The organism is Pelodictyon luteolum (assembly GCF_001622165.1).
Taxonomy (GTDB): Bacteria; Bacteroidota; Chlorobiia; order Chlorobiales; family Chlorobiaceae; genus Chlorobium; species Chlorobium luteolum_B.
Window position 1 is genome coordinate 20,964 of record NZ_LVWG01000011.1, and the last position, 19,119, is coordinate 40,082.

Annotated in this window: 17 protein-coding genes; 11 read left to right on the top strand and 6 right to left on the bottom strand. The window is 58.0% G+C overall.

The features are described 5' to 3' along the window. The first annotated feature begins 50 nt into the window (after window positions 1-50). The 4 genes from queC to A3K90_RS01130 are packed head-to-tail and all read left to right on the top strand — an operon-like array spanning window position 51 to window position 3,296. Window positions 51-734 carry a 7-cyano-7-deazaguanine synthase QueC gene (queC, locus tag A3K90_RS01115; RefSeq protein WP_303680770.1) on the top strand — a complete coding sequence of 228 codons (684 nt, stop codon included), beginning with the start codon at window positions 51-53 and terminating at the stop codon, window positions 732-734. A gap of 53 nt (window positions 735-787) precedes the next feature. Continuing rightward, window positions 788-1,429, top strand: a complete 642-nt coding sequence (locus A3K90_RS01120) for a CPBP family intramembrane glutamic endopeptidase (RefSeq protein WP_303680758.1) — start codon at window positions 788-790, stop codon at window positions 1,427-1,429. Window positions 1,430-1,440: 11 nt separating this feature from the next. Beyond that, window positions 1,441-2,253: a tryptophan synthase subunit alpha gene (trpA, locus tag A3K90_RS01125; protein ID WP_303680759.1), complete on the top strand. Its 813-nt coding sequence runs from the start codon at window positions 1,441-1,443 to the stop codon at window positions 2,251-2,253. After that, complete coding sequence (locus A3K90_RS01130) at window positions 2,250-3,296, top strand: glycosyltransferase family 2 protein (protein WP_303680760.1); 1,047 nt, start codon at window positions 2,250-2,252, stop codon at window positions 3,294-3,296. Before trpA ends, A3K90_RS01130 begins: the two co-directional genes overlap by 4 nt. Before the next feature lie 16 nt (window positions 3,297-3,312). Here the strand turns inward: A3K90_RS01130 and A3K90_RS01135 are convergent, their stop codons facing one another. After that, window positions 3,313-4,356, bottom strand: a complete 1,044-nt coding sequence (locus tag A3K90_RS01135) for an aldehyde reductase (RefSeq protein ID WP_303680761.1) — start codon at window positions 4,354-4,356, stop codon at window positions 3,313-3,315. Next, entirely contained in the window at window positions 4,353-4,955 is a 603-nt protein-coding gene (locus A3K90_RS01140) for an SRPBCC family protein (RefSeq protein WP_303680762.1), read from the bottom strand. Before A3K90_RS01140 ends, A3K90_RS01135 begins: the two co-directional genes overlap by 4 nt. A gap of 201 nt (window positions 4,956-5,156) precedes the next feature. Here A3K90_RS01140 and A3K90_RS01145 point away from each other — a divergent pair, with 201 nt between their 5' ends. After that, window positions 5,157-6,131: a calcium/sodium antiporter gene (locus A3K90_RS01145; protein ID WP_303680763.1), complete on the top strand. Its 975-nt coding sequence runs from the start codon at window positions 5,157-5,159 to the stop codon at window positions 6,129-6,131. Here A3K90_RS01145 and A3K90_RS01150 read toward each other — a convergent pair. Together A3K90_RS01150 and A3K90_RS01155 are read right to left on the bottom strand one after the other, a co-directional pair. Then, window positions 6,119-7,528, bottom strand: a complete 1,410-nt coding sequence (locus A3K90_RS01150) for a cation diffusion facilitator family transporter (protein ID WP_303680765.1) — start codon at window positions 7,526-7,528, stop codon at window positions 6,119-6,121. The two genes, A3K90_RS01145 and A3K90_RS01150, sit on opposite strands and share 13 nt — an antisense overlap. A gap of 31 nt (window positions 7,529-7,559) precedes the next feature. After that, the gene (locus tag A3K90_RS01155) at window positions 7,560-8,774 is read right to left on the bottom strand and encodes a methionine adenosyltransferase (RefSeq protein ID WP_303680766.1); all 1,215 of its coding nucleotides are present in this window, start codon (window positions 8,772-8,774) and stop codon (window positions 7,560-7,562) included. Between the two features lie 175 nt (window positions 8,775-8,949). On the opposite strand from A3K90_RS01155, the gene bshA reads away from it, so the two are divergent. Then, window positions 8,950-10,101: an N-acetyl-alpha-D-glucosaminyl L-malate synthase BshA gene (gene bshA / locus A3K90_RS01160; RefSeq protein WP_303680767.1), complete on the top strand. Its 1,152-nt coding sequence runs from the start codon at window positions 8,950-8,952 to the stop codon at window positions 10,099-10,101. A 35-nt stretch (window positions 10,102-10,136) separates the two neighbouring features. Here the strand turns inward: bshA and A3K90_RS01165 are convergent, their stop codons facing one another. Next, window positions 10,137-11,165 carry a rod shape-determining protein gene (locus A3K90_RS01165; RefSeq protein WP_303680768.1) on the bottom strand — a complete coding sequence of 343 codons (1,029 nt, stop codon included), beginning with the start codon at window positions 11,163-11,165 and terminating at the stop codon, window positions 10,137-10,139. Window positions 11,166-11,437: 272 nt separating this feature from the next. Between A3K90_RS01165 and hisD the strand changes: the two genes are divergently transcribed. The 5 genes from hisD (at window position 11,438) to A3K90_RS01190 (ending at window position 17,787) form a co-directional block, all read left to right on the top strand. After that, entirely contained in the window at window positions 11,438-12,724 is a 1,287-nt protein-coding gene (gene hisD, locus A3K90_RS01170) for a histidinol dehydrogenase (RefSeq protein WP_041464014.1), read from the top strand. Next, entirely contained in the window at window positions 12,721-13,746 is a 1,026-nt protein-coding gene (gene queA / locus A3K90_RS01175) for a tRNA preQ1(34) S-adenosylmethionine ribosyltransferase-isomerase QueA (RefSeq protein ID WP_011357314.1), read from the top strand. The genes hisD and queA overlap by 4 nt, the downstream gene beginning before the upstream one ends. Before the next feature lie 276 nt (window positions 13,747-14,022). Continuing rightward, entirely contained in the window at window positions 14,023-16,593 is a 2,571-nt protein-coding gene (gene acnB / locus A3K90_RS01180) for a bifunctional aconitate hydratase 2/2-methylisocitrate dehydratase (protein WP_011357315.1), read from the top strand. A gap of 144 nt (window positions 16,594-16,737) precedes the next feature. Then, on the top strand, window positions 16,738-16,932 hold the full coding sequence (locus A3K90_RS01185) for a hypothetical protein (protein WP_011357316.1): 195 nt from the start codon (window positions 16,738-16,740) through the stop codon (window positions 16,930-16,932). Window positions 16,933-17,457: 525 nt separating this feature from the next. After that, window positions 17,458-17,787: a hypothetical protein gene (locus tag A3K90_RS01190; protein ID WP_157858121.1), complete on the top strand. Its 330-nt coding sequence runs from the start codon at window positions 17,458-17,460 to the stop codon at window positions 17,785-17,787. Window positions 17,788-18,267: 480 nt separating this feature from the next. Here the strand turns inward: A3K90_RS01190 and A3K90_RS01195 are convergent. Beyond that, window positions 18,268-19,119 (bottom strand): inverse autotransporter beta domain-containing protein (locus A3K90_RS01195; protein ID WP_303680769.1); only part of this gene is annotated, 852 nt, incomplete at its 5' end.

Here is a 19,119-nt window from a genome sequence, read left to right on the forward strand (position 1 = left end):
TGTACCTTCCAAGACAGGTCTCTTTCAACACCATAAGCATCACCATCACGATGAAAGCCGTTCTCCTTCTCAGCGGCGGGATGGACAGTCTCGTCACTACGGCAATCGCGCACCGCGAGGGGCATGATCTTGCCGCCATGCACGTCAACTACGGCCAGCGTACCTGGCAGAAGGAGCTGGCGTCATTCCGCAGCATCGCAGATCATTACGCCATTACGGAGCGTTTGGAAGTCAATGCGGATTTCCTCGGTCTTATCGGCGGCTCGTCGCTTACCGATCACTCCATGCCGGTTGCCGGCGCCGATCTCCGGGGGTCGGGCATTCCTACCAGCTACGTTCCGTTCCGCAATGCCTGTTTCCTCTCCATGGCTGTCAGCTGGTCCGAAGTGATCGGAGCGGACAGGATCTTCATCGGGGCGGTGGAGGAGGACTCGTCGGGATATCCCGACTGCCGCCGTGTTTTCTACGATGCTTTCAACCGGGTGATTGAACTCGGCACGAAACCCGAAACCGGCATCACCATCCTTACCCCGCTCATCGCCATGCAGAAGGCTGAGATCGTGATGAAGGGGATGGAGCTCGGTGCGCCCTTCGAGCATAGCTGGTCCTGCTACAGGAGCGAAGGCAGGGCATGCGGGGTCTGCGACAGCTGTGCGCGCAGGCTCAGGGCGTTCGAGCTTCAGGGGATCCGCGACCCGATTGATTATGAGGTTCGCCCGCAGTATATTGACTGACCCTTACAGCTAACCATTTTACGCTCATGACCCGGTCCGTATCCCCCAGAGGCATGTCTAGCTTACCACTGGCGCTCGGCCTCGTCGCCCTTATCTGGCTGTCCGGTCTTGCCGGGCATCTTACCCCCATCCAGGAGTGGCCCGCGCTCGCACTCTATGTCATCGGCTCACTCGGTCTGGCCATCTACCTTGGGCTGAAAAACGGCTGGGATTCTATCTGGCTCTCCGGCGGCCAGTTGCGCCGCTCCCTGTTCTGGGGCGGTATAGCCGGTCTGGTCCTTTTCGTGATGGATATCACAAACACTGTTATCTACTACAAAAACGGCGGAGCTCCGATGGTGGAGATGCAGGTGCTGCTCGTGCATCGATCGCTGCTGTATCTGTTTCCGGTTCTGATACTCGCCGAGGAGTTCCTCTGGCGCGGCGTGCTTTTTTCCGCCATGATCGAGCGGGGGGTGAACCGCCATCTCACCGTTGCCCTTACCACCCTTCTGTATGCCCTGAACCATTTTGCAGTGGCTCCTGTCGGCATGCTTGAACGCGCCATGATGGCCATGATGGCCTTTCCGATCGGCATTCTGGGAGGATATCTGGTGCTGAAGACACGCAACGTATGGGGGAGCGTACTTGTGCACATGATCACCATGATTTCGATGGTGCTCGACATTTTCGTGATACCGCAACTGCTATTCTGAGGGGAAATCCATTGACACAGAAGAGAGAGAACAGGATAACGGCACGGCTCCGTGAGGACCGTAAGCTCCTGCTTGCCTACTACATGCCCGAGTTTCCCGTAGCGGGTTCCACGCTGCCGGTGCTTGAGGCACTTCAGGATGGAGGGGCCGACATCATCGAGCTCGGTATCCCCTTTTCCGATCCGGTCGGCGACGGCCCGGTGATCCAGAATGCTGCGCATATTGCAATCCGCAACGGTGTGAGTGTCCGCAGCCTGCTTGAGCTGGTCCGCAAGGCCAGGGCGGGGGAAGGATGCAGGAAAATCACAGTTCCGATTCTCCTCATGGGCTACAGCAATCCGCTTATCGCTTACGGAGGAGACTGTTTCCTCCACGATGCTGTCGAAGCAGGGGTGGACGGGCTGCTCATTCCGGACCTTCCTCCCGAGGAGTCGGCCGACTTCCTTCAGAGGGCCAAATCTTTCGGTCTTACGGTGGTTTACCTGATCTCCCCTGTGACTCCTCCGGAACGAATCGAATGGATTGACAGCCTCTCGACAGACTTTTCCTACTGCCTCGCCGTCAACGCCACAACCGGGACTGCTAAGCTTGCCGACGCATCAACCGAAGCTTCGATCGATCGTTACCTTGAGCGGGTTCGTCTGCATGCCCGGAAGAAATTCGTGGTCGGGTTCGGCATCAGGGACCGGGCGAGGGTTGAGCATATGTGGCGTCTGGCTGACGGGGCGGTGGTCGGTACCGCGCTGCTTGAGCACATTGCCGGAGCTTCGAACCCCCGGGAGGTTGCCCGCCTGGCCGGAGAATTCTGGCGGGGGCTGCGGTGACTGGTCCAGAAGAGCGGCCCCCGGTCACTGCCGGCCGGCCGTCGGTCGACATCATCATCCCCCATTACCTCCAGCGCGACATGCTTGAGCGCTGCCTCAGCTCGCTTGCCCTTACCGACTATCCCGGGATGGGCATCATCGTTATTGACAACGGCGGTTTTCTGGCCGGCCTCGACGCTCTTGTTGCTGCCTATCCTGCGGCCCGCCTCTACCGGCTGGGGGAGAACAGAGGGTATGCCGGTGGGTGCAATGAAGGACTGAAGCACTCCCGTTCCGTGTTCGTGGTGTTCATGAACGATGACACCGTTGTCAGGGATCCGAACTGGTTGAACCATCTGGTCGACGAGGCGCTCTGCCACCCCGGGGCTGCCGCTTTCCAGCCGAAACTGCTCTCCATGAAACGCATCGTCGGTCCCCGGCGTATGTTCGATTACGCAGGTGCTGCTGGCGGCATGATTGATCGGCTCGGGTATCCTTACTGCCTCGGCCGGACCATTACCGGTTCCGAGACCGACCGGGGGCAGTACGATGTTCCCCGGTCCATTTTCTGGGCATCCGGCGCGGCGATGTTCGCCCGGCGGGAGGCGGTAGAGGGTGTTGGAGGATTCGACGAAGATTTCTTCATGCACATGGAGGAGATCGATCTGGCATGGAGGCTTCTGCTTGCCGGCTGGTCGGTTCGTTCCGCTCCCGCAGCGGAGGTTTTTCATGAAGGGGGCGCTTCACTTGGAGAAGGGTCGCCGGAAAAGATCTATTTCAACCATCGCAACAACATGATGATGCTCCTGAAGAACCGGAGCGCGGGGGGGCTTTTCAGGATCCTTCCACTCCGCTATCTTCTCGAGTTCGCTGCGGTGCTCTACTACCTTCCGCACGCTCCCGAAGGAACCCGCAAGGCCGCTGCGGTATTTCGTGCAATGCGGGATGCTTTCCTCCAACTTCCCCTCACTCTCCGGAAGCGGCGTCAAGTGCAGTCTTCGAGGAAAGTAGGTGAGCGGGCGGTGTTCAGCGGGATGCCTTTCTTCCAGCTGTTGCGTCGCTAGGCTCGCCATCCGCTCTTCAGCTTCTTTTGTCCGGCAGGTGCCCCTGGTTTATCATGTCCCCGACTGCATCGAGAATGCTTTTTTCGGGAGGCATGAACGTCATGTTCAGATCCCTTCTGATTTTTTCATTGCTGATGTGTATCGCCCTTCCGATATGGGTGCGGATGAAGGTACCGGTGTCTTTCGGCTGGGTGTAGGAGAGCATCTTCATGAGGGCGGTGCCCGTTTTCGAAGAGAGATCGATCTTCGGCAGGCGGTAGCCGCTGTATCCGTTCTGGCGGAGGAGTCTCACCACTTCGTGCATCGTCAGCTCTCCGGAAGAACAGAGGTAACGGCCCCGGGCCTCCGGGGCGTTCATGGCGAGGATGTGGGCAGCTGCCGTATCCCGCACGTCGACAAACCCCCAGTTCATGTCCATGATTCCGGGATACACGCCAGTGAGGATGTCGCGGAGAATTCCGTTCGTGGTGTTGACGCCGGGACTGAGCGATGGACCGGTGACGAGTGTCGGGTTCAGGGCGACGAGGCTGAATCCGGGCTTTTCATGCTCCATGAACTCCCACGCGGCCCGTTCGGCCATTGTTTTGGCATAGTGGTAGGGGTTTCGCTCAAGTGAGGAAAGACTGTTCCAGTCTGCTTCGGTGAAGGTGTGCCGGCTGTCGGGCTCATCGGTCACGGCGGCGATGGAGGAGGTGAGCACCACACGCCGTATGGTTCCAGCCCGCCGGCAGGCTGAGAGTACATTGCGGGTACCCTCGAGTGCTGGCGCCAGAAGATCGCGCTCCGGATCGTTGACGTTGATGACGTAGGGACTTGCCGTGTGAAGAAGCGCATCGCATCCGCTGAGGGCCCGTTCGAACGAGCCTTCTTCCAGGAGATCGGCGCTGAAGAGTTCCAGACGCTCCGCTGCTCCCTTGAGTGCGGTGAGCCAAGGGTATGCTGAAGGAGTGCGGCGTACGGTCCCCCGTACCCGGTAGCCCTCATTGAGGAGCTGCTCGATGATGTGTGTCGCGATGTAGCCGGAAGCTCCGGTAACCGCGACGGTTCGGGGTGTAGTCATGAAAGCAGGTTCTGTTGTTGTTTCCTTTCTTCTTCTCTTTCTTGTTCCCTCCAGAGGGATTCAGCTCTCTTTTTGTGTGCTTTGAGTATTTCCGGCAAGTCTTGACGCTGGACGAAAGCCACAAGGAAGGAGGGTGCGAAAAAGTCCGGACGGATTTCAGCACTGTAAGTGAGGAGGGTGCAGAGACAGCCCTCCGCCGGTTCCAGCTTCCAGTGTCCCCTATAGATGCTGAAATCCCCGTCGACCTGCTCAAAGGCGATGGAATCGAATGGTTCCTCCTTCACCTTGAGCCGGAACCTGACGGTGATTTCGAAAAAGAATATACCGGTTTTCCCTGTCTGCTCAAGGACCACTGATCCTTGTTCCCTTGATACCAGTCTGCTCAGGACAACTTTCGGCAGCGTGTTGTGGAGGTTGTCATACTCGGTCAGCGCCTGCCAGAGTGCAGCCGGCGGGGTATTGACGAGGATGGATCCGCTGACCCCCAGAATATCGTGTTCAAGGAACCGGAGTTCCACGGTGGCGTCTTCCCCGCGAAGTTTCAAAGAGTGAGAGTTTATAGGGTTGAGGGTGGTAATCGGCTGCAGCGTATTTTTCATGGCATTGGCGTCAAACTTTAAAAGTAGAACTTAGTAACTCTAAACGCTGAAGGAAGTTATTTGTTCCTTTCCTGGTATGGACAACGCCGCCTGATTGGTTTTTTAAGGATTAGCTGATAACTTCAGCCCACAACCCATTCTTCAGTCGACACCAACGGGTCCGATACCTTTCCAGTTACTTTCCCGGTTAATTTTTTCTCTATGCTGCTTTTCCTTCTTGCCGTCATCACCGGTCTGGCCCTTCTGGTCTGGAGCGCCGAGCGTTTTGTCGAGGGCTCCGCATCCCTGGCTGACCATTTCGGGTTACCACCACTGCTCATCGGTATGGTCATCGTCGGGTTCGGGACCTCCGCACCGGAAATGGCCGTGTCGGCACTGGCCTCTCTTGAGGGTAACCCGGATCTGGCCATCGGCAATGCCTATGGATCGAACATCACCAATATCGCACTCATCCTCGGCCTGACAGCCCTCATCAGCCCGATCAAGGTGGAATCGAAGATTCTGCGGAAGGAACTCCCCGTCCTTGCCGCCATTACTGCTCTTGCAGCATTCCAGATCCGTGACGGGTATCTCTCCGGGATGGACGCGCTGGTACTGCTCGGAGTGTTTGCAGGCATGCTGACCTTGACGGTGGTTGCAGGGCTCTATAAAAAAAACGATCCTCTTGCCGATGAGATTGATCTTGAGCTGGATATCCATGCCATGCCGCTTTCCCGATCGCTGTTTTTTCTCGGCATCGGTCTGGTGCTGCTGGTGCTCAGTTCCCGGATGCTGGTGTGGGGAGCTGTCGGGATTGCCGCCGAGCTTGGTGTGAGCAGCCTTGTCATCGGCCTAACCGTCGTTGCCGTCGGCACATCCCTTCCTGAACTGGCAACTTCGGTGGTAGCCACCCGGAAAGGGGAGCACGACATCGCCCTCGGCAATGTGCTCGGCTCCAATATCTTCAATACCCTCATGGTCGTCGGTCTGGCCGGAGTCATCCAGCCCTTTGCCATTCAGCCGGAAGTTTTTCTGCGTGACATCCCCGTCATGGCCCTCCTTACGGTGTTGCTCTTCATTTTCGGATTCGGTTTCAGGCAGCAGGGCCGGATCAACAGGGTTAAGGGTGCGGTGCTTCTGGGATGCTACATTGCCTATACGGTTTATCTCGTCGTGGGCTCCTTTCAGCATGGGTGAGGATCTGCCTGCAACGTCATTCCAGCAAGCGGTTCGGCGTGTATCACCACCTTCCCGGCTTCCGGGATTGCATGGTAGATAGCTCCCTCAAGGCGGCTCGTTGCACTGTGGACCGCTTCCAGCTGTCTGTCGCCCGGGAATGAGCAGTGCAGGGTGATGAGGAGCTTGTCAGATTCCGTTTTCAGGAGGGTGATGTCGTGTACGTCCTCGATGGCCTCAATCTGGTCGGCGGCTGCATTGATGAGGGTGCGGAGTGAGGCGGCCTCTGTTTCTGGAACCGGGACCGTGGGTCTTTCGGTGTTCCGGAGCGGGTCGATGTGGATGCAGATTTCAAGATTCCCGTCAAGTTCCCGGTGGAGGTCATGCTCAAGTGCGCTTACGGCATCATGCGCCTCGCGGATGGTGAGCGTCTGCTCGATTTCCACATCGAAGGTCACATGACTCACTCCATTACTGAATCCTGTGGCGATGTTATGGGCGTGGAGTCCGTGGTTCAGGCCGGTTACGTGCACCCTTTCGGCAATTGATTCCCCGCTCAGGGCTACCGGTCGGGTATTTATGGTCATATCGGCAACCGGGAACTCCCTGTGGACCCTCTCTTCTATTTCCGTGCAGATTCTGCGTGTGTTTTCGGCTGAAAGCGTCCGGCTGTGGGTGATGGACATTTCGATGAATACCTGAGGCCCGGTGGGTTTTACCCTTATTTTATCGATGTCGATGACACCTTCGATAATCCGTGTGATTGCCTCCACCCGGTCGGCGATTCCCTCGGGGGCAGCATCGGTGAGGACATCGATGGTCTTTTTACCGAGCCTGAAGGCTGCGTTTGCGACAAGCAGCGCTACAACAATGCCGGCCGCAGCGTCAGCCCACCCGAGGCCGAGCCGGGCAAAGCCCAGGCCGGCCAGCACCACGGCGGAACTGAAGATGTCGGATGTGAAGTGCAGAGCATCGGCTTCGAGCGCCTGGCTGCCGGTCTCACGGGCAACACCGAGGAGGGCTCTTGAGCGTGAAATGTCGACCACAATGGAGAGGACTATGACGGCAATGGCATACCAGGTGACGTCGATCTCCGTTGTTCCTGACAGCAGCCGTTCCGTTGCCGCATAGATGATCCAAAGAGAGGTGACGAAGAGAAGGCCGGCTTCGATGAGTGCGGTGACGCTTTCAACCTTTGCGTGGCCGTAATGGTGTTTTCTGTCTGCCGGTTTGCCGCTCATCCTGACTGCATACCAGGTGAGGGCCGCTGCGCCGAAGTCGAGCATCGAGTGTGCCGCTTCGGAGATGATGCCGATGCTGCCGGTCATGATGCCGACCACAGCCTTCATGAGGGTGAGGAGGGCGCTGGCCGCAACGGAGGAGAGTGCGACCCGCTGTTTTTTTCCGGTGGTGTCCATAAGGAGCAAAATAGCACCATTTTGCTCATATTCAGCAGACCGGGAATGCTCCTTCGGCGATTTTGCGGGTAAAATCCTCGACCCGTGCCAGTTCGTCCTCCATGATGCCGGTGATGGCGCCCCTGACCTCTTCAATGCTGGTTTTCCCCTGGAGAACCACCCGTGCCGATGCCGCAAGGGGAGAGGAGAGCGGCCTGCCGATCTGGCTGCAGAGGAACACCGAGACCTCCAGAACGGCTTCTGTCTCGCGGTGGATGCGCCGGGCGATTTCAAAGGCAAGGATGTTGTAGATCTTCCCGGTATGGTTCACCGGGTTCTTGCCCGCTGCAGCTTCGAGGCTCAGAGGCCGGCCGAAGGCTATAAGGCCGTTGACCCGGTTGCCCCGCCCGACCTCTCCTCCGTCAGCTCCCTCGGCGGAGGTGCCGAGTACCGTCAGGTACATGCCGCCGGTCCCGCGCGAGGGGTCGTCGAGCGTATTGAAATCCACCTGTATCCCCTCGAACGGATGGTCCTGCTCTATGGCGAACTGCCTGAGTACCTCCAGTATGGCCGATTTCCTCATGAAATAGTCTTCGACGCCGGATATATGCCGGTCGACGAACGCCATCGCCACCGTCAGGGTGAGCTGCCCTGCGTTCCGGAACCCCATCACTTTCACATCCTCACCCGATTCCGGGAAGCGCTTCTTGAAACCGGAGGAGTTGATGAAGCGCTCCATCTGGAGGACCATCAGTTCGGTGGCGCTGAGGGGCGCATACCCTGCACCTGCAGAGGTGTCGTTTGCCCCGCTGAACTGTCGTGAAAAAAGGTCGATGAGCTCAACCGAGCCGGGCTTGATTTCGTTCTGAAACGTGATGTGGCGGAGCGGATCGACGAAGCGCAGGTTGTGCTGCAACCAGTTCCGTATCGCCGCTTCGACAATCTCCCCGACGGGGATCCTGACCCCCCGGTACCGGTATGTAGCCCTGTCTCCCAATATCATCTTCATCGGCTCGAGCACCCGGCCACCGCCCGGTTTCACCGCAGTACGTCCTGCAATGAGAAGCCCCTTGTCGAGGTTGTGGTGGAGGATCCTGCCGAACCGTTCACGGTATGTTTTCGACAGAGACAGCGATGCGGCCTCCATCACCGAGTCGCAGATGGTATCGGGGTGCCCGATACCTTTTCGCTCAACGAGCTCGACCCTCCGTCCTTCCGCCGTGGTGCCGCGGTCCTGTTCAACAATGATCCCCGCTCCCTTTTCCATCCCCGCGTTCTCCTCGGGTTGATCGTTGGCAAAGGGGGATAGTGAAAGGTATGAAACCCCTCGGGCTCTCTGCAAGGATGCAGCGTTGATTTTTGCATCCAATGCGGGTTGCTGGGTGTCTTTTTATATTTTGGAAAAGAGTCGGTCCTGAATCTATAAGATCAAAGCAGTTCGGATGAAAATCGGGATATCATGCCACCATACATACGGTGGCAGCGGAGCGGTTGCCACAGAGCTCGGCAAGGCACTTGCCGCCAAAGGCAATACGGTGCATTTCTTCAGTCAGGGGGCCCCGTTCAGGATGGGCTCGTTTTCACCCAACATTTTCTACCATGAAGTGGAGGCCATGCACTATCCGCTGTTCGACTGCCCGTTCCACTCGCTGGCACTGGCTTCGAAGATCGCGGAAGTAGCCTGGTATGAGGAGCTCGATGTAGTGCACGCCCACTACGCCATCCCCCATGCCATGAGCGCAATGCTTGCGCGTCAGATGCTTGAGGATCGATGCCCGGATGCATCCTGTTTCCGGCTTGCCACGACACTGCATGGCACTGACATCACGGTTGTCGGTGCCGACAGCGGCATGCAGGCTGCCGTCCGGCTCGTAATCAACAAGTCCGACGGGGTGACGGCGGTTTCGGAGTACCTGAAAGATGAAACGGTAAGGATGTTCAGTCCCAAAAAGGACATCGCAGTGATCCCGAATTTCGTCGACACCTCGCTGTTTACCCGGAGCGGGCACCCGGCTCTTCGTAAGGAGCTCGGGCTTGGTTCCGGAAAGACCGTGATCCATATCTCAAATTTCAGACCGGTGAAGTGCATCGGGGACATCATCAGCGTCTTTCACGGTCTCGTCGACAGTATTGATGCGACGCTTCTGCTGGTTGGCGACGGGCCGGAGAGAAGCGAGGCGGAAACGCAGGTGCGGAGGCTCGCCATAACCTCCAGGGTGCGTTTTCTCGGCAAGATCAACGAGATTGTTCCGCTCCTCTCGGTGTCCGATCTCATGCTGATGCCGAGCAATGCGGAGTCGTTCGGTCTTGCCGCCCTTGAGGCCATGGCTTGCGGGGTGCCGGTCATCGGCACCGATGTCGGCGGGTTTCCGGAGTTTATCGAAGATGGCCGCCATGGATACCTCTGCAGGCCTGGTGATGTGGCCGCGATGACAGAACGCGCTAAACGGCTTCTTTCAGACAGCGCTATGTGGGCTGCGTTTTCAGATGCATGCGTTCTGCAGGCAAGGCGGTATGAGACAGCGCTCATGGTCGACCGGTATGAGACGTTTTACCGGGAGCTTTTGGCGGAGGGGAAAAGAAAAAGCCCCTGAGATTCAGGGGCTTTCCGGGTGTTCCGGCAGATGGGTCAGTAGCGCTTGGTCGAAATGAGGACGGTGCGGTACTTTTCGAGGTTTTCGAGGACTTCGCCGGTGCCTCTGGCAACAGCAGTCAGCGGGTCTTCGCTGATGTGTACCGCAAGTTTGGTCTCCTCGTTGATCTTTTTATCGAGCCCCTTGATGAGCGCTCCGCCTCCGGCAAGGAACAGGCCGCGGTCAAGGATGTCGGCTGACAGCTCCGGTTTGGTGACTTCAAGGCTCTTCTTGATAGATGTGATGATCTGGCTGATCGGGGTGGCAATGGCCTCTCTGATGGTCGGGGAGTTGACCTCGCGCTCTTCGGGAAGTGCCGTGACGAGGTTGCGGCCTCTGACGGTCATGGTCATTTCCTTGTCGAGTTTGTAGGCGGAGGCGATCTTGATTTTTACATCCTCAGCCGTACGCTCGCCGATGGCGAGGTTGTAAGCCTTGCGGAAGTGGCGGATGATGGTGCTGGTGATGTCGGTGCCGGCAACGCGCAGCGATTCACCCGAGGCGATGCCTCCGAGCGAAATGACTGCGATTTCCGTGGTGCCGCCCCCGATGTCGACGATCATGTTGCCCATCGGCTCCTTCACGTCAAGTCCGATGCCGATGGCAGCAGCCATCGGTTCGGCGATGAGGTAGACCTCTTTTGCACCCACATGTTCGGCCGAGTCACGCACGGCGCGTTTTTCCACCTCAGTGATGCCTGAGGGGATGCCGATCACCATGCGGCGGATACCGAAGGAAAACTTGCTCTTGGTTTTGTTGATCAGTCCCTTGATGAGTTCTTCTGTGGCCTCGTAGTCTGCGATGACGCCGCTTGCGAGCGGACGGATGGTGACAATGCCCGGATGGGTCTTTTCGTGCATGAGAAGGGCGTCGTGGCCGATAGCGACGACTTTTCCGGTATTGCGGTCACGGGCAACGATGGAGGGCTCATTGAGGACGACACCCTGATCGCGGATGAAAATGAGGGTGTTGGCTGTTCCGAGGTCTATGGCAATGTCGCGGAACAGACTGTTGAATAAGCTCATGGCGGGCATGGATCTGGATGTTGTGCATGGGTGTCTTGGAAAAGAGCTCGTTTCCGCTGTGTTCCAAGGTGTTTGACCTCTAAAGTACTTAATAGAAATTTTTTTTCAAATGAAATCAGCGGTGCCGTCCTTACTATTTTATTTATGCTCCATCGGCTTTCCGCCTGCACTGAAAACCGCAATAGGCGCGTGGAACTGATTTTCAAGGGTGGCCGCTATTATGTACATTGTCACCAGTGCATTACAGGACTTCAACCTCAACGATTGTGGCAGTGCTCAAGCTTTACCGATTTCTCGATGACCGCGATGCCCTCTTCCGCCAGATAGGGCGCAGTGTTGACTTCGATCCCGAGGTCCAGCGGGCCGTTACCGACATACTCGAGGCCGTCCGCCTCCGCGGCGACATGGCCGTGCTGGAATACACCGAGCGCTTCCAGGGCGCAGTCCTCACCTCCATGCAGGTGCCGGAAGAGGATATCCTTCGCGCAAGAGAGGAGGCCGATCCCGCATTCATCAGGGTGCTTGAGGAGGCATGGGAGAATATCCTCCGTTTCCACCGCCATGAGGTGGAAAACAGCTTTTTCTATGAGGGTGAAGGCGGTGTCGTGCTCGGCCAGCGTGTTACCCCCATGGACAGGGCTATGCTTTACGTGCCCGGCGGCAAGGCATCCTATCCCTCTTCCGTCCTGATGAATGCGGCCCCCGCGCGCGTCGCCGGAGTTGGCGAGATCTTCATGACCACGCCCTGCGATGCTTCGGGAGCGGTCAGTCCGCACATTCTCGCCGCGGCTTCTGTCGCCGGCGTGACCTCCGTATACCGTCTTGGCGGCGCACAGGCCGTTGCCGCCTTCGCTTATGGCACCCAGACCATCCCCAAAGTCGACATCATCACCGGTCCCGGCAACAAGTATGTGGCCCTTGCCAAGAAGCAGGTATTCGGTCATGTCGCCATCGACAGCATTGCAGGCCCCTCGGAAGTGGTTGTCGTGGCGGACGATGATGCCGATGCGGAGTTCATCACGATGGACCTCTTCGCCCAGGCCGAGCACGATCCCGATGCATCGTCCGTCCTCATCACCCCTTCCATGCGGCTTGCCGAGGAGGTCCGTGACCTTGCGGCCGCCCGTGTCGGCTCCATGCTCCGCGGGGAGGTGATCGCAGAGGCGCTCAGCAACAACGGCGCCATCGTCGTGGTGGCGGACATTGAGGAGGCCTGCCGGGTCTCCGACATGATCGCTCCCGAGCATCTGGAGCTGCACGTGCTGCACCCGTGGGAGCTTTTAGCCTCGATCCGCCACGCCGGTGCCGTCTTCATGGGCGGGTACTCCTGCGAGACGGTCGGTGACTATTACGCCGGCCCGAACCATACCCTGCCGACCAACGGCACGGCGCGCTTCTTCTCGCCGCTTTCCGTGCGCGATTTCGTGAAGCACACCTCCATCATCTCCTACACCCGCAGGCAGATCATGGCGTGCGGGGAGAGGATCGCCTCCTTTGCCGACCATGAGGGGCTAGAGGCCCATGCTGAAGCCGTCCGGGCAAGGTTGAAGAAAGGATGAGGGTCGCGGATTTCGATTACCCGCTTCCGGAGGAGCGGATCGCGAAATACCCTCCCCTGCAGCGGGGTTCCACGCGACTCCTCGTCATCTGCCGCGAAGGCGGTACGGTAAGCCACGCCCGTTACCGGGAACTTGACACGTTTCTGCGGAAGGGAGACCTTCTGGTGCTCAACAACACCCGGGTGGTGAAGGCTCGCCTCATGGCTGAAAAGAGTACCGGAGCGGCGATTGAGCTGATGCTGCTCGAAAAGCACGGTCAGGAGCAGAGCCTCGTGCTCTTCCGCGGCCGGGTGAAACAGGGTGACCGGCTGCGTTCCCACGGCCATGAGTTCCTGGTTGAGGAGATCGTCGACCATGGGGTGGCGCGCCTCTCCCTCCCGGAAGGAAGAAGTATCCAGCCGGTGTTCGAGGCACATGCCGAAGTGCCGATTCCGCCCTACCTCCGCCGTCCTGCAGAGCCGGTTGACCGTGAGCGGTACCAGACAGTGTTTGCCGAGCATGCGGGATCGGTCGCCGCACCCACCGCATCGCTCAACATGACGCCCGAACTGCTCCTGCGCCTTCGTGATGGCGGCGTGGAGACCTCCTCCATCACGCTGCATGTCGGCCTCGGTACGTTTCTGCCCATCCGGGTGGACTCGATGGAGGAGCATGTGATGCACCGGGAGTTCTACTCCATCCCTGCTGCCACCATCGAAAAGATCCGTGCGACCAAGGCATCGGGCGGGCGCATCATCGCTCTCGGCACCACCGTCACCCGCGCCCTCGAGCATGCCGCTTTGTCACTATCGGGCCATTCCGGCCCCGGGCCTCTTGAGGGCGAGGCCGACATCTTCATCTACCCCGGATGCTCTTTCCGGCTCATCGATGCCCTCCTCACCAACTTCCACGCGCCCCGCTCGACCGTCCTCATGCTCACCGCCGCCTTCGCCGGTCCAGACCTTCTGCGCCGAGCCTACCGGGAAGCTCTCGACAAAGAGTACCGGTTCCTGAGCTACGGCGACAGCACCCTCATTCTCTGACACCCTCAAGGTGTACGGCTGCAGGTCTTGTGTTTTCTGCCGTGCGGCACCATCCCGCGGGGCGGCATGACCGGCTTAATTATTAATGGCGGCAGCCGTGGCGAAGCTTAGTAAGTTCGGTATCGGCGGCGTATGGATTGCGTGTTGGAGTTGGTTTTCTCTTGGGGGGATGGTATTTTTATCTTTTTGGCTTTTTGCGTGCCCCTGGAGGGTGCTTCCCTTTTTATCCATACACCAGCAATCTGTTTTCAACCCTAACACCCGGAGATAGACCGTATGAGCCTTGTAAATAAGTATCGTGCACATACCCAGGAGCGCGCACAGCTCGGAATCCCCCCGCTCCCGCTCTCTGCAGCGGAGACACGTGAACTGGTCGAACTCCTGAAGGCCTCCGCACCGCAGGAGAAAGAGTACCTTCTCGAGCTGTTCACCGAACATGTCAGCCCAGGTGTCGATGATGCCGCCCTTGAGAAAGCCGCATTCCTTGATGCCATCGTCAAAGGCGAGGTATCATGCAGCGTCATCTCTGCATTGGCAGCTGTCGGCATCCTCGGCACGATGCTCGGCGGATACAATGTCAAGCCGATGATCGACGCTCTTTCCAGCAGTGACTCCGCAGTGGCTGCCGAGGCTGCGGCGATGCTGAAGAAAACGCTCCTTGTCTATGATTCATTCGACGTGGTCGTCGGGCTTGCAAAGACCAACCGGTATGCGGCCGAGGTTCTCGAGTCATGGGCTAACGGCGAGTGGTTCACCTCACGGCCCGAGCTTCCTGAAAAAGTGACCCTGACGGTTTTCAAAGTGCCCGGCGAGACCAATACGGACGATCTCTCTCCGGCCAGCGAAGCCTTTACCCGCAGCGACATTCCGCTGCACGCCTTGAGCATGCTTGGAAGCAAGATGGATGATCCCATCGGCACCATCGCAAAGCTGAAAGAAAAAGGCCATCCGCTCGCCTATGTCGGTGACGTGGTCGGTACCGGTTCAAGCCGCAAGTCCGGCATCAACTCCGTGCAGTGGCACCTTGGCCAGGACATCCCTGCCGTTCCGAACAAGCGGACGGGCGGTGTTGTTATCGGCAGCATCATCGCTCCCATTTTCTTCAATACCGCAGAGGACTCCGGCGCACTGCCGATCCAGGCCGACGTCACCTCGATGGAGACCGGTGAAGTGATCGTCGTTTACCCTGCAAAAGGAATCATCGAGAAGAGCGGTCTGGAGATCGCCCGTTTCAGCCTCTCTCCCAACACCATCGCCGACGAAGTCCGTGCCGGCGGCCGTATTGCGCTCATCATCGGCCGTACCCTCACCGCCAAGGCACGAAAGGCCCTCGGACTGGGTGAAATCGACATCTTCAGTACCCCCGAGCAGCCTGCCGACAGCGGCAAGGGCTACACGCTCGCCCAGAAAATGATCGGAAAGGCCTGTGGCCTTCCCGGCGTAAGGCCAGGCATGTACGTGGAACCGGAGACCCTTACCGTCGGATCACAGGACACCACCGGAGCCATGACCCGGGACGAAGTCAAGGAGCTTGCCGCCCTCAGCTTCAGCGCAGATCTCTTCATGCAGAGCTTCTGCCACACTGCCGCCTACCCGAAACCTTCCGACGTGAAGCTGCACCGCAGCCTGCCATATTTCGTCATGAGCCGCGGCGGCGTTGCGCTGCGTCCCGGTGACGGCGTCATCCACACCTGGCTCAACCGCATGGTGCTCCCCGATACGCTGGGTACCGGCGGCGACTCTCACACCCGTTTCCCGATCGGCGTTTCCTTCCCTGCCGGATCCGGCCTCGTGGCCTTTGCCGGTGTGACAGGCACCATGCCGCTTAACGTCCCTGAATCCGTCCTCGTACGCTTTACCGGAGAGCTGCAGGATGGCATTACCCTGCGTGACCTGGTCAACGCCATTCCCTATGTCGCCATCAAGAAGGGGCTGTTGACTGTGGAGAAGAAGGGCAAGAAGAACGTGTTCGCCGGCCGCGTGCTGGAGATCGAGGGTCTTCCGAAGCTGAAGGTCGAGCAGGCCTTCGAGCTGTCCGACGCATCCGCCGAACGCAGTGCGGCCGCCTGCACGGTCCGCCTCGACAAGGAGCCGGTGATCGAGTACCTGAGCTCGAACGTCAAGCTGCTTGAGCAGATGATCGAGAATGGTTACGGAGACCCTGACACCCTTCGCCGCCGTATCGGCAAGATGCAGGAGTGGCTGAAAAACCCGACCCTTCTCGAGCCGGACGCCGATGCTGAATACGCTGAAGTGATCGAGGTCAACATGAGCGAGATCACCGAGCCGATCCTGGCCTGCCCGAACGATCCTGATGATGTTGCGACGCTGAGCGAAGTGCTGCTCGACGAGAGCCGCCCGAAGCAGATCAACGAAGTGTTCGTTGGGAGCTGCATGACCAACATCGGTCACTTCCGTGCGCTTGGCGAAGTGCTGAGAGGCCGTGGCCCGGCATCGGCCAGGCTGTGGGTTGTGCCTCCGACCAAAATGGACATGAACCAGCTCATCGCCGAGGGGTACTACTCCGTATTCGGCGCAGCAGGCGCCCGCACCGAAATCCCGGGATGCTCGCTCTGCATGGGCAACCAGGCACGTGTTGCCGACAACGCCGTGGTGTTCTCCACAAGCACCCGTAACTTCGACAACCGTATGGGCGCAGGTGCGCAGGTCTACCTCGGTTCGGCCGAGCTGGCTGCCGTTGCAGCTCTTCTCGGCCATCTTCCCGACAAGGACGAATACCTTGAAGTCGTCGGCCGGAACCTCAGCGGAGAGAAGCGGAACGACATCTATCGCTACCTGAATTTCCATACGGTAAAGGCAGAAGAAATGTCGATGCTTATGGATTAAAAAAAAGTAAAAAAAGTTGTGGCGGGATATGGAATATTTTGCATATTCCGCCATACAGTGGGTTTCAAATCTCGCTGTTTTTTTTAATATGCTGAAGCTGAAGAAGCTGTCATTCTCTAAAACAACACAAACAACAATCGAACAATGAAAAAGCTTTTCATTTTCCTGTTCCTCCTGAGCTCAGTCTCTTTCGTCGGCTGCGCTAAGACCGAAGCACCTGCACCTGAAGCACCTGCAACCGAAGAAGCAGCTCCTGCCGTTGAGGAAGCAGCTCCTGCAGTTGAGGAAGCAGCTCCTGCAGCTGAAGAAGCAGCTCCTGCAGCCGAAGAGGCAAAGTAAGCTTCCGTTCAACGGATCCTTATTATTGAAAGAGACGGGCCAAAAGCCCGTCTCTTTTTTTTATGTATATGGCTACAGAAAAAAACCGCCCACGCTATCCTTGCCGGGAGCGTTTTTTTTGTTCCCCCTGATGTTGCTCTGCAATCCTTTTCATTCATTTCTGGTGGTTGCAGTGGTTTCTTTTTCCTGGAACCACGATGCACCGGCACAACGTACTGAATGTTCAGGCCCCGCGGGCCATCTGCCCTCCATTCCTGCCCCCTTGGCGTCCATCTCCCCCTGATTTCCACATGATCCGCAGACGGCAGTTTCTCCCGATTGCAGGACATTGGCCAAATACACCTCTGCCGATCCGATGCCGATCGCACCGCCAGACCTGCTTGACGAAATGCCCGTCCCTTACCAAGCAGTTCCCTTGGCCGAGATTTCGAGGGCCACTGCGGGTATACTGTTTCTGCTCCGCACTCTCTTCCGATGGCTCTGATTCCGTCATTGAGGAAAATACCATCATCGCCGCCGCATTCCATGCGACCTCGGCATCTGGACGGACAGTATCGTCGACGATCGCTTTCACTCTATCCGGTTGGCCCGGATCTACCTCGAATCACCAGAGAGGGAGAGAACTGGATCAAAGCAGTCGAAGCGATGACTTGGCGGCACCACAGGCTCACGCCGTATCATGCAGCACAAGGCCCGCTTGTCGAACCGTTCCGACGGGCAGAGCGCGTGGAGCTCTCCCTCGGCACGATCAGGTTCGCCCTCGACTGGAATCTGGTCCGGGATATCCGGCGCCGCTATCCCAATGCCCGGGTTCCACCGATGCCTCCTCCGACGCATCGTGACGCATCCGCGTGATCCGTTGCCGATGATGAAACGGTAGGGGAGAAGGGTTTCCGGTGGCGTCGTGAATGCGCTTACTGCATTCGAGTTCCCTTATGGCGATAGACTGCTGATCAAAGAGTGGTTCCCGGTTCGGGAAATCGTTCCGTACAGGCTCATGCAAAGGTCTCGGATGACTGAGCGGCCTGCAGTGCAGTTCCGCTCGGATTTCATCGGGACGTTCGTCTGACTATGAAAAAGGAGAAGGCGGGAGCCCGGTCATGATGGTGCCCCGGCTGCTGCGCGGTGGGGGCAGATGTTCAGCGGGTCTGAAGAAAAGGGTCCGCTTCACTGTCTTGGAAAAATCGACACTGGATTTTGTGGATGGCCACCGAGGACGATGGTGGCTGTCATCTGCCGGGGTAACGCAGAGAAGCCCCGCCATGTACCTCAATGCAGAGGAATGACAGGGCTCCTTGGTGTGTTAAGGACCCTCAGGAATCAGGGGATGGACAGTTAAGCGTCTCTATCGGTCTTGTTTGCAGAGATGACCTTCTGCTCGAATCGGATCTTCTCAAAGCGGCGATCATCCATGCGTTCAAATTCGTATGGGGTATTGCTGAATCTCGGTTTGGTCGCCTTGTTGACGTGTGTGCCGAAGATGTCGAAGTTGTAGCTGACCTTCAGGAAACGCTCTCCACCAGCTTTGCTGTAATCAGCGTTGCCGCTCGTGTAGTCAATGTAGCCGACCTCCACCGAGAGACCATCGTAGACCGAACCAGACACGCTGAAGGTGTTGCCCTTGAGGTCGTCAATAGGATTAGTAGGGATATTTGAAGCAATCCCGTTCCAGCAGAAATGCTTTACGCGGAAATGTGCACTCGGCACATAAGGAACGGCTAGAGCCAGTTCAACGTCGTACCCGCCGCGGGCTTTTTCCTCATTCTGGTCCACTCCCGTCAGTTTCCAGTCGGTCAGCCGATGGTAGTAGTTGGAGTTGATTTCGAAAACCGATGTCCGGATTTCCGCACCGTAGCTGATCCGCTGGTGATTGCGCGGAAACTCATGGCTGTATAGGACGTTGGCTCCGAGCATGACCTTGTTGTCAGACATCAGGTGCCGATAGCCAAGAGCGCCGTCGACCGTCTTGCGGGCATCCTGGTAGTCGAAGCCGCCTTCGAAGAAGATGTTGTCTGCCTGATTCTCACTTACATACACCGGGCAGGGTACCGTTACATCCCATGAAGTGACCCATGAAGGAGCGTTGGTAGTTGGGGTACCCTGAAAATCAGCCTGAGCATTGGTTGCGCCCAGCGTGGCCAGAAGAATACTGAGCGGAATGAATTTTTTCATGAGGGTGGGGGTCCC

Bases quoted from the DNA above. Each gene is read 5' to 3' on its own strand.
- queA (WP_011357314.1), top strand. From the start codon at position 12,721: ATGAGGGTCGCGGATTTCGATTACCCGCTTCCGGAGGAGCGGATCGCG.
- A3K90_RS01120 (WP_303680758.1), top strand. From the start codon at position 788: ATGTCTAGCTTACCACTGGCGCTCGGCCTCGTCGCCCTTATCTGGCTG.
- bshA (WP_303680767.1), top strand. From the start codon at position 8,950: ATGAAAATCGGGATATCATGCCACCATACATACGGTGGCAGCGGAGCG.
- A3K90_RS01185 (WP_011357316.1), top strand. From the start codon at position 16,738: ATGAAAAAGCTTTTCATTTTCCTGTTCCTCCTGAGCTCAGTCTCTTTC.
- A3K90_RS01190 (WP_157858121.1), top strand. From the start codon at position 17,458: ATGCGACCTCGGCATCTGGACGGACAGTATCGTCGACGATCGCTTTCA.
- acnB (WP_011357315.1), top strand. From the start codon at position 14,023: ATGAGCCTTGTAAATAAGTATCGTGCACATACCCAGGAGCGCGCACAG.
- queC (WP_303680770.1), top strand. From the start codon at position 51: ATGAAAGCCGTTCTCCTTCTCAGCGGCGGGATGGACAGTCTCGTCACT.
- A3K90_RS01140 (WP_303680762.1), bottom strand. From the start codon at position 4,955: ATGAAAAATACGCTGCAGCCGATTACCACCCTCAACCCTATAAACTCT.
- A3K90_RS01155 (WP_303680766.1), bottom strand. From the start codon at position 8,774: ATGGAAAAGGGAGCGGGGATCATTGTTGAACAGGACCGCGGCACCACG.
- A3K90_RS01150 (WP_303680765.1), bottom strand. From the start codon at position 7,528: ATGGACACCACCGGAAAAAAACAGCGGGTCGCACTCTCCTCCGTTGCG.
- A3K90_RS01145 (WP_303680763.1), top strand. From the start codon at position 5,157: ATGCTGCTTTTCCTTCTTGCCGTCATCACCGGTCTGGCCCTTCTGGTC.
- A3K90_RS01165 (WP_303680768.1), bottom strand. From the start codon at position 11,165: ATGAGCTTATTCAACAGTCTGTTCCGCGACATTGCCATAGACCTCGGA.
- A3K90_RS01135 (WP_303680761.1), bottom strand. From the start codon at position 4,356: ATGACTACACCCCGAACCGTCGCGGTTACCGGAGCTTCCGGCTACATC.